We start from the raw sequence: 1,188 nt of genomic DNA, 5'->3' as shown, positions 1-1,188 counted from the left end.
TTTGGGCGTGTCCCTGCGGGCCGGGCTTTCCGCTGTATCTTTTTTGCGGCAAGCCGCAAAAAAGGATGCCGCTGCAATCCCTCACGCGGGGTGTGCGGTGAGAGGGGAGTGGGCGGGTTTCATAAAGATTTGTTAAAATTAATATAAATCGTTACTTTCGTGAAGGAAGAATATAGCGCCCGGCTTTGCCCTGGCCAGCCCTTCGGGACTACCCGGCAACAAAGCGATGTGCAAAAATCGCTAAAATTAATTTGAGGAAAATAACAGTATTTTATTAGATTGCGTGTGGATAATTCATGTACTTTTCTTTAATGTCAGTAACAGTCATTTGACCTGAATTTGGAATAGCTTTGAAAATAACAATATCGTGAAGTTGTATTCTTTCACATAAAAATTAAATTTAAATTACAAATTTAATGAGTAAAACAATAGAAATTAAGAAAGTACATATAAGAAATTTATTAATATCCTTTATTTTGGGCTTCGGAATCTTGTTTGGTTTAGAGCATTTTGGAAAGTTCAGTTATATCGCCGATAGTCCAAATCAAAACAATTATGAAAAACCATCACTTGTTCAATATGTACCGTCCAACACAAAAGTTTTACGCATTTATTTTGATTCCTATTTTAATAATAGAATAGAAACAGCTGGAAATGGTTTTGATCTATATGATATGAGTTATGCAAATACAGATTTTAAAAAGTATTCAGTCAAAAGCTATTACTACACAAAAGCTACAATAAAGGATTATAAATTTGGTGTTTATATTTCTTTAACTTTATTTATCATCACTTTATTTTTTACAAACTTTAAAATTAAACTAACATAATGAAAAAAGTATTTATTATAGTGATTAGTTTTCTCTCTATATCTTGTTTTACAGAACCTAAAAAGACAACTGAAAAAATAGAGAAGAAAGAGGTCAACAACGTAAAAGAAATTTTATTAGACACTATTAAATATAATCCTGAAGTAAAGCAAGATACTATCATAGCAGATAAAAAAGTGATAAATAATTATCTCTGTATTGAAAAATTAGTTAGTTTACTCAACACGTCTGCAGATGAATTTGAAAATTTTGCCTTTGAAAATGATTATTATTTTGATGAAATAAAAACCTATAAATATTTTAAAGTGTTATATTTTTAGTACACGACAAAAAATATAATTGATTAAAAATCAATAAA

2 protein-coding genes are annotated in these 1,188 nt (G+C 30.0%); both read left to right on the top strand.

Features of this window, described 5'->3' with window-relative positions:
• Positions 1 to 416: 416 nt before the first annotated feature.
• On the top strand, positions 417 to 830 hold the full coding sequence (locus tag CHU92_RS00205) for a hypothetical protein (RefSeq protein ID WP_094411427.1): 414 nt from the start codon (positions 417 to 419) through the stop codon (positions 828 to 830).
• Entirely contained in the window at positions 830 to 1,150 is a 321-nt protein-coding gene (locus tag CHU92_RS00200; protein WP_094411425.1) for a hypothetical protein, read from the top strand. The genes CHU92_RS00205 and CHU92_RS00200 overlap by 1 nt, the downstream gene beginning before the upstream one ends.
• Positions 1,151 to 1,188 lie beyond the last annotated feature (38 nt).

The organism is Flavobacterium cyanobacteriorum (assembly GCF_002251835.1).
In the GTDB taxonomy this organism is placed as follows: Bacteria; Bacteroidota; Bacteroidia; order Flavobacteriales; family Flavobacteriaceae; genus Flavobacterium; species Flavobacterium cyanobacteriorum.
This window is presented reverse-complemented; position numbering and strand designations above follow the sequence as displayed.

What these genes read in the sequence shown, in the direction of transcription:
- CHU92_RS00205 (WP_094411427.1), top strand. Translation starts at nt 417, where the DNA reads ATGAGTAAAACAATAGAAATTAAGAAAGTACATATAAGAAATTTATTA.
- CHU92_RS00200 (WP_094411425.1), top strand. Translation starts at nt 830, where the DNA reads ATGAAAAAAGTATTTATTATAGTGATTAGTTTTCTCTCTATATCTTGT.